6 protein-coding genes and 2 pseudogenes are annotated in these 8,483 nt (G+C 60.6%); 5 read left to right on the top strand and 3 right to left on the bottom strand.

All coding sequences use genetic code 11. The annotated features are described in order from the left end of the window. A pseudogene (locus BRAS3843_RS35955) lies at nt 1-546 on the top strand (diaminopimelate decarboxylase); the annotation flags it as partial. A gap of 254 nt (nt 547-800) precedes the next feature. Here the strand turns inward: BRAS3843_RS35955 and BRAS3843_RS35950 are convergent. After that, nucleotides 801-1,619: an alpha/beta hydrolase gene (locus BRAS3843_RS35950; protein ID WP_008974192.1), complete on the bottom strand. Its 819-nt coding sequence runs from the start codon at nt 1,617-1,619 to the stop codon at nt 801-803. A gap of 106 nt (nt 1,620-1,725) precedes the next feature. On the opposite strand from BRAS3843_RS35950, the gene BRAS3843_RS35945 reads away from it, so the two are divergent. Next, complete coding sequence (locus tag BRAS3843_RS35945) at nt 1,726-2,649, top strand: LysR substrate-binding domain-containing protein (protein ID WP_008974191.1); 924 nt, start codon at nt 1,726-1,728, stop codon at nt 2,647-2,649. A 431-nt stretch (nt 2,650-3,080) separates the two neighbouring features. Here BRAS3843_RS35945 and BRAS3843_RS35940 read toward each other — a convergent pair whose 3' ends face one another. Both BRAS3843_RS35940 and BRAS3843_RS35935 read right to left on the bottom strand, forming a co-directional pair. Then, nucleotides 3,081-3,518 (bottom strand): DUF2721 domain-containing protein, encoded by a 438-nt coding sequence (locus BRAS3843_RS35940; protein WP_008974189.1) that lies wholly within the window; start codon nt 3,516-3,518, stop codon nt 3,081-3,083. A gap of 44 nt (nt 3,519-3,562) precedes the next feature. Next, complete coding sequence (locus tag BRAS3843_RS35935) at nt 3,563-5,002, bottom strand: DUF1254 domain-containing protein (RefSeq protein WP_035983949.1); 1,440 nt, start codon at nt 5,000-5,002, stop codon at nt 3,563-3,565. A 369-nt stretch (nt 5,003-5,371) separates the two neighbouring features. On the opposite strand from BRAS3843_RS35935, the gene sulP reads away from it, so the two are divergent. The 3 genes and pseudogenes from sulP to BRAS3843_RS35920 all read left to right on the top strand — a co-directional run. Next, the gene (gene sulP, locus BRAS3843_RS35930; RefSeq protein ID WP_244425560.1) at nt 5,372-7,096 is read left to right on the top strand and encodes a sulfate permease; all 1,725 of its coding nucleotides are present in this window, start codon (nt 5,372-5,374) and stop codon (nt 7,094-7,096) included. A 25-nt stretch (nt 7,097-7,121) separates the two neighbouring features. Further along, nucleotides 7,122-7,565, top strand: a pseudogene (locus BRAS3843_RS35925) (diaminopimelate decarboxylase); the annotation flags it as partial. Nucleotides 7,566-7,733: 168 nt separating this feature from the next. Beyond that, a partial coding sequence (locus BRAS3843_RS35920; protein WP_035983947.1) for a cyclic nucleotide-binding domain-containing protein occupies nt 7,734-8,483 on the top strand: 750 nt, incomplete at its 3' end.

The following is an 8,483-nucleotide window of genomic DNA, read 5'->3' as shown; positions in this document are numbered from 1 at the left end:
GGCATCCCCTATCACCTGGACCGCGGCGCGCCGCCGGAGCCGGATGTTTATGCCGCGATGGTCAAGCGCATTACCCACAATCTCGGCTGCACCTTGCTGTTCGAGCCGGGGCGCCTGATCGTCGGCAATGCCGGCATCCTGGTCGCGCGCGTGATCTATGTGAAGCATGGTGAGGCCAAGAACTTCGTCATCATCGATGCCGCGATGAACGATCTGATCCGCCCGACGCTCTATGAAGCGCATCACGACATCATCCCGGTGGTGCAGCCCGCAGCCGGTACGCCGCAGATGATCGCCGACGTGGTCGGTCCGGTCTGCGAGAGCGGCGATTATCTCGCGCTCGACCGCGCCTTGCCGGAGCCGAAGCCTGGCGATCTGCTGGCGATCATGACCTCCGGCGCCTACGGCGCCGTGCAGGCCGGCACCTACAACACGCGGCCGCTGGTACCGGAGGTGCTGGTCAAGGGTGATCAGGCCGCGGTGATCCGGCCGCGGATCGATGTCGACGCGCTGATCGCGATGGACACGCCGGCGCCTTGGCTGTGAGGACGTGCGTGCTATCCGTGCTGAGCCCGCGTGTGGCAAGTTGATTTCCGCGGCGCTTTGATCGCTCTTTGGTTCAGAGTCTCGGTGCTATCAATGCAGCCCCGGCTGTCATCGACAGGGGTTTTGGCCGATGAATTTTCGAGGAGGGTTTGAGCTTCTTGTTCGTTCCTTCGTCACTACGGCGAAACCCGAACCCTCCTCAATATATACAGCCCTAAATGTCTACCATAGGCGATAATGGATGAGAGACGTCGTCAAGACCTGATGAACGAGAGCAGGTCGGGGTTGAGGACATCCGCATGCGTGGTGAGCATGCCATGGGGGTAGCCGGGATAGGTCTTCAGCGACCCGTTCTTGAGCAGGTTGACCGCACGCGGCACAGTACTTGCGAAGGGGACGATTTGATCGGCCTCGCCATGCATAATCAGCACCGGCACGGTGATCTTCTTGAGGTCTTCGGTGTAATCTTCCAACCAAGAGTCGACAGTCGCGTAGTGAGCCAGGGCGCCACCGGCCATGCCCTGACGCCACCAGTTCGCAATGATCGCCTCCGAAGGCTTGGCCCCGTCGAGGTTGTAGCCGTAGAACGGGTTCTCAGGGACGAACCGATAGAACTGCGACCGGTTGCCCAGCATGCCCGCACGAACCCCTTCGAACCACTCCGGCGCCTGACCGGACGGGTTTTCCTCGCTCCGGTACATGTTCGGCGTCAGGGAAGCGACCAGTACCGCCTTCGCGACGCGCTCCTGGTGGCGGGCGACATAGCGAGCCACCTCACCGCAACCTGTGGAGTGACCGATGTGGATCGCGTCGCGCAGGTCGAGGTGCTTGGTCAGGTCCGCGAGGTCGGCAGCCCAGGTGTCCATGTCGTTGCCGGTGCCGGGCTGGTCGGAGCGGCCGTGGCCGCGCCGGTCGTGGGCGATCACCCGGTAGCCGTGGTGAAGGAAGAACATCATCTGGGCGTCCCAGTCGTCCGCCGTCAGCGGCCAGCCGTGGCTGAAAACGATCGGCTGGCCTGAGCCCCAGTCCTTGTAGAAGATTTTTACGCCATCCGTCGTCGTGATCGTGGACATCGAGACGCTCCATCTGCGCTGAAACGGCCTGACGGTAAATTCCTCTTCTGCCGATGACTAATACCTTGTACGTTTCGAGCTATGCTTTGAAGATATAAGAGGACGAATGGAACTTCGTCATTTGCGCTATTTCATTGCCGTCGTGGAGGAGGGCAGCTTGTTGACCGCTGCCCAGCGGCGACTGAACACCTCGCAGCCGTCCTTGAGCCGACAGATCCGCGATCTGGAATCCGAAGTCGGCGTTCAGCTATTAGAGCGCCAGGCGCGCGGCGTGGCGCTCACCCCTGCCGGACGCGTGTTTCTCGATCACGCACGGCTGGCGTTGTTACAGGTCGAGGCAGCGACGGATGGCGCCCGGCGGACGGCCCAACCGCAACGACCCGTCCTTTCCATGGGGTTCCTGGTTGGATTGGAGGTCATGTGGCTGCCTCACCTGTTGCGCATCCTCCGCGAGGAAGCGCCGGAGGTCGAAGTCACGCTGAGTACTCAATCCTCCCCAGAGCTCGCGCTTGCGTTGATGCGAGGAAGGTTGGACGTGGCCTTCCTTCGGCCTGAGAAAGACAGTGCGGGTCTCGTCTACAAGATGCTGGCGAAGGAGCCTTTGATCGCCGTGCTGCCGGCTGACCATCGTTTGGCATCGCGCAAGAAGATTCGGCCGCAAGATCTTGCCCGGGAAATCTACGTCAGTTCGGCAAGAACCTCCCCGGTATTGCAAGCTGTCATAGAGGACTATGCATCAAGGGTTGGCATCGCCCTCAAGCCCAAATACGAAGGCGAGAACATATCGTCGGCCATGTCGCTCGTCGCGTCCACGGGCGGAATCAGCCTCGTTCCGCTCTATGCGCAAAACATGCTGGCGCCCAACGTTGTTGCCAGAGCGCTGGATGGGGGGACTCCAACGGTGGATCTGGCCTTGGGCTACAACCAGGCAAATTCGTCGCCCTTGCTCCGCCGGCTTTTGTCCCGCGCAGATGAACTGATCGCAAACGTTCAGAATCAGAGCATCATCCGCTATGTCGAAGCTCAATAGCTGCCAGCGCGGGAGTCCGAATGGGGCAACCAAGCCGTGTCTCCGGAGTCGCAGACGGGTTAAGAATTGACATTCGAATGAAAGAGGCTGCCAATTGAGCCAGCCTCAATCAAGATGCGAAAAGACCAATCCGATGGCTTGGCAAAGAATTGTCCAGCGACTTGGCTCAGGTTTGGCGTGCTGTCCGAAATGTCGCAACGTGGAGATCAAGTATCAGGAAGATTTTGATGAGTTGGCCGCCGTCGAGTGCCCCAAGTGCGGTTGGACGGGCATCTGCCGCGAATTGGACTTGATCCCCGTGCCCGGCTCAAATTGAGGACAATCCCAAAACCTGGGGCCTAGCAAGCGTAGCCCGGATGAGCGAAGCGACATCCGGGTCCTGCTCCCGCATGTCGCTGACGCTTATGCGGGCTACGCTTGCTTCGGCCACCCTAGCTATCCGGATCGTACTCGTGCACGGAAATACTTGTTTCACGGACGAGATTTATCAGCGCTGCGGTGAAGAAACTCAGGGCTACAACAAAAAGCAGCGCGACGCCGTATTCGTGCCTGACCTGATAGTAGGCACTGATGAACGCCACGATCACGAGCAGGCACGTTAGTATCGCACTTATTCCGGAGAACAGGATCGCCCGATTCAGCAAGTGGGCACGGCGCCTCAGCCGGGGCATGTCCCTCTTGAGTCTTGTTTTGGCACCATCGCCATTCGGGAGAGCATCGAGCGCTTGTATCCGATCGGTCACCCGGTTCATGCGCGAGATCAGCAGAGAGACGAACCCGGCAACAGCCCCGAGGATGAAAGAAGGGGCGGTGACCTGAACGATCACCTGCGAGAGTTGTTCGACCGACGGAGTATCGGGAAGCAGCATCACCTATCTCCGTCCATGGAGCGCCGGGTCAATGCGACCTTTCGCTAGCTGCTTGTCACCTTGCGTACAGCGGGCGGCTTCCAGGTCCCATTGATGATCGACGGTGACTTCTCGTTCGGCCAATACATGCGCAACATCAGGACAAACTTGCCCGCAGGCGCTGGCAGCCAGTTGCTCTCCTTGTCGGGGCCTGGACTGTCCTTCTGGATGTAGAGTTCGACCGAGCCGTCCGGATTTGATTTGAGGTTCTGCCGGGCGCTGATCGACTGGCGGTTGATTGGGTTGGCGACGAAGAAGTAGTTTTCGTCATACATCGTAAGCGACCAAAAGCCTCCGACCGGGGGAAGCTGGCCCTTTGGAAAACGCATGACGTATTTGTTGCTGCCAACGTAGTCTTTGCCGTCGGCGTCCTTCTGCGACGTCGGATAACACGCATCCTGAATGCGATTGGCGCCAAGGCCGATTGCCGTGACAAGAGCACGGTTGAGATAGTTGGTGCCATAGACTCCCGCTTCGCCATCGAAGGCCCAGCCGTTCATGTTGCGGATCGCCTTGTTGACCTTGAACTGCAGCATGATCCGGTCGAAGGCCACCTGCGGGACCCGCTTTGCGAACGCGGGGTCGAATTGGCCCGCATCAAAGTCCTTGCCGGGGACGAGGCCGATTTTCGCGAATTTGGCGACCTCGGCCGCGTCGGCGGGCGCGGGCGGGTTGCGCTTCATCAGTTGTGCAAGAAGGGCGAAGTAGGCGGCAGCGTCCAAGCGGTTGACCTGATCCCGAACCGCCGTCTTCATGTCGATCGAAGCATCGACCTCGCCGGCCGGGGGCACATACGATTTGCCGTAGGCGCTGAGAGGCGCGAGCTTGAACTCGTCCTGCGCCGCGTGCACGGCTGCATAGTCTTCCGGCGTACCAGTGCAGTAGATGCGGCCCAAAATCCAGACGATGCTTGTGGGAGATTTGTACTCCTTGACCCCGGCGGGAAGCGTTCCCTTCCAGCCCGGTCCGGTGATCGCGTAGATTTGCGCTTTGGTGCCGGTCGTGCGCTTGCCAGGCACCTGGAAGACGTTGGTCCAGCCGTCGAGCATCGGAAAAAGGAAGTAGCGGTCCTTCATGTCCGGCATGCTCAAGACCCAAGGCTCGTCCCCCACGTCGATCCAGGCTGTGGTGTAGAGGGTATCGGCATTGGGTGCCGTGACGTCCTTGAAGGTGGCATCGGGATACTTGCGGAGCTTGACGAACTGCCCCATCGGCCCGCGCGTGCCTTCCACTGTCGCGACGTTTGTCATGACCCGGCGGGTCATCTCCATTGTCACGAGCGGATATCCGTAGATGTAGGCATCCTGGGCGAGCCAGAAATCGTCGCCACCCTCCAACGCTCGAACAATGGGACCATCAAACTCGGCGCGTGCAGCGTGGCAAATCGCGAGAGACGAAACCGCGGCGGTCAGCGCCGCAAGCGTTTGACGACGGTTGATGGACATGATCAGCCCTCCCGGCCAATTTTGGAGGGGGTAATGGGCCAAGTTCCACCTCCCTTGACCTAGATCAACGGCTCCCGACGCTGTGAAAGATGGCAGCCAGCTCCGGGGCCGCTCGGGTCAAAATGCGGCGTCGTCGCCTGCCGATCGGCACTTCGGTCTACTCCGAGCAGCTGACCAGACGTTGAGGACGGCCATCGGGAAGCGTTTGATCTACGTCAACAGGTCCAAGACTGAGGCGCGCCTTCGATGTAAATCGAAGAACTCAAGCTGGGCTGCGCACCATGGGCTCTTGGGCCTGGCAACTCCGGCGTATGACAAGGACAGCCGCAGTTGGGTCCTTCCGCGGGAGTAAGCCCAGTGAGCCGTTGGATTCGTTGGTTGCCAGGGATCGATACGCTCCGCCACTATCAGGGTGCGTGGCTTCCAAGTGATGTGTTCGCGGGTCTCGTGCTGGCGACCATGCTGGTCCCGGTCGGAATTGCTTATGCGGTGGCATCGGGCCTGCCGGGCATCTTCGGCCTCTACGCAACGATCGTGCCGCTTCTTGTCTACGCGATCTTCGGCCCGAGCCGCATCATTGTTCTCGGACCAGACTCGGCTTTGGCGGCCGTCATTCTCGGGGTTGTTGCCCCCTTGGCTCATGGCGATTCCGTTCGGGCGGTCACGCTTGCGGCGGCGATGGCCCTCGTTTCAGGGACCGTGCTTATTCTCGCGGGTATCGCTCGGTTGGGCTTTGTCACTGAGCTGCTCTCCAAGCCGATAAGATACGGCTACATGAACGGCATCGCGTTGACCGTTCTGATCAGCCAGGTGCCGAAGCTGCTCGGGTTCTCGATCCAGAGCGAAGGACCATTGCGGGATGTGTGGGCGATCGCCGGTGGGATCAGCGAAGGCAAAACAAACTGGGTCGCATTCGTCATCGGGCTCGCCACGTTGGTCGTCATCCTGGCGCTCAAGAACAACAAGCGGGTGCCGGGAATCCTGATTGCCGTCGTCGGAGCGACCCTTGTTGTGGCCGCACTCGATCTCGGCGCGAAGTATGGCGTCAAGGTGCTGGGGCCTCTCCCTCAGGGGCTGCCGGCCTTCTCCATTCCCTGGATCGGTTACGGCGATTTGGCTTCCGTGCTGGCCGGCGGTTGCGCCATCGCCATGATCTCGTTTGCCGACACCAGCGTGCTGTCACGGACCTATGCGGCGCGGCTCGGCGATAAGGTCGATCCCAACCAGGAGATGGTGGGGCTCGGCGCCGCCAACCTGGCCACCGGATTTTTTCAGGGTTTTCCTATCAGCAGCAGTTCCTCGCGCACGCCCGTCGCTGAAGCTGCCGGCGCCCATACGCAGCTGACGAGCGTCGTCGGCGCATTCGCCATCGCCTTCCTTCTCATGGTCGCGCCAACCCTTCTGCAGCATCTGCCGAATTCCGCATTGGCAGCCGTGGTCATCGCAGCCGCGATTGGCCTGATCGAGATCGGCGATCTCAAGCGGATCTATCGGATCCAGCGCTGGGAGTTCTGGTTGACGGTGCTCTGCTTCGTCGGCGTCGCCGTGCTGGGCGCCATACCGGGTATCGGTCTCGCCATCGTGGTGGCCGTTCTGGAGTTTCTGTGGGACGGCTGGCGTCCTCACTCCGCCGTCATGGGCCGGGCTCGCGGCGTCAGGGGCTTTCACGACATCAAGCGATATCCTGATGCCCGCTTGATCCCCGGGCTCGTGCTGTTTCGCTGGGATGCGCCGCTGTTCTTTGCCAACGCCGAATTTTTCCGGGAGCGCATTCTGGACGCGGTGGCAAAATCACCGACGCAAGTGCGCTGGCTGGTCGTCGCCGCCGAACCGGTCACAAGCGTGGATGTCACGGCATGCGATCTCGTTGCCGAACTGGACCAGACGCTCCACGCGCGCGGTATTGAACTTTGCTTTGCCGAGCTCAAGGATCCCGTGAAAGACAAGCTGAAGCGCTTCGGCTTGCACGCTCAGCTTGGCGAGGCCTACTTCTTTCCGACCATCGGAGCGGCCGTCTCAAGTTACCTTAAGATCAACAAGGTGGATTGGCAGGACTGGGAAGACGCGGAGGATAGGGTCGACATCGCGAGTTGACGGCGAGTCGTGATTCCGGGCCTTTCTGTTCGTGCCGGGGCAGGTGATCGCCGGCAATGCCGGCATCCTGGTTACCAGGGTGATCTATGTGAAGCACGGCGAGGCCAAGAACTTCGTCATCATCGATGCCGCGATGAGCGATCTGATCCGCGCGACGCTCTATGAGGCCCATCACGACATCATCCCGGTGGTGCAGCCCGCAGCCGGTACGCCGCAGATGATCGCCGACGTGGTCGGCCCGGTCCGCGAGAGCGGCGATGATCTCGCGCTCGACTGCGCCCTGCCGGAGCCAGGCGATCTGCTGGCGATCATGACCTCCGGCGCCTACGGCGCTGTGCAGGCCGGCACCTACAACACGCGGCCGCTGGTACCGGAGGTCCTGGTCAAGGGTGATCAGGCGGCGGTGATCCGCCCGCGGCTCGACGTCGAAGCGCCGATCGCGCTGGACAAGGCGGCGCCGTGGTTGTGAGGGGCGAGTTTCTTTGCCGGCGGCGGCTCGCTAGTCAAATGGCCCCCACCAGCCGCAAGTTCTGTGCAGCGTCACCGTAGTTCCCACTTCGGAAGTCGGGCGGCCAAGTTTGTCGCACTGCGATAAGGCTACTTCCGGTAAACTGGCCTCACCGGCTCCAATGGAGATATGTCAATCATGCTGGACCGCATTCTCGATGCAGCAACCGACAACCTCAGGTTCGCGAAGATTCTGGTCCAAATGGGTCTCGATCCGAACAACGTGACCTGGGACGCCATCTTCAACCGCCTGCTGGAAATCTTTCTGCACAACATCACGCTTGCCAATATGTTCGCCCTGGTCGGAGCGATCTTCTTTGTCGCCACATTGCTGACGCACACGATGGTGCCGCTGCGGGTCGCGAACATGATCGGCTGCGCATTCTTCGCCATCTTCGGTGCGCTCACCGGAGCCGTCACGACCTTTTTTCTTTATCTCCTGATGATTCCCATCAATGCCTACCGTCTCCGTCAAATGCTCGCTCTCGTGAAGAAGGCGCGCACCGCGACACAGGGCGACATGTCGATGGAGTGGCTCAAGCCGTTCATGACCGACCGTAAGTATCGCAAGGGCGATATCCTGATGAGGAAGGGTGACGCAGCCAACGAAATGCTGCTGACCGTTACCGGAAAATTCCGGGTCATCGAGATCAACGTCGAACTTCCGCCGGGGCGTCTGATGGGCGAGCTTGGCTTTCTCACGCCCGACAACCGCCGGACCGCGACGATCGAATGTATCGAGGATGGCCATGTCCTGACGATCAGCTATGAAAAGCTGCTTGAAATCTACTTCCAGAACCCGCAGTTCGGCTATTACTTCCTTGTCTTGACCAGCCAGCGCCTGCTGGAAAATCTCGCGCGCGCCGAAGCCATCATCGCG

The sequence above is a fragment of the Bradyrhizobium sp. STM 3843 genome (genome assembly GCF_000239815.1).
GTDB lineage: Bacteria > Pseudomonadota > Alphaproteobacteria > Rhizobiales > Xanthobacteraceae > Bradyrhizobium.
Note: the sequence above shows the minus strand (reverse complement) of the source record. Positions and strands in the feature narration are given on the sequence as shown.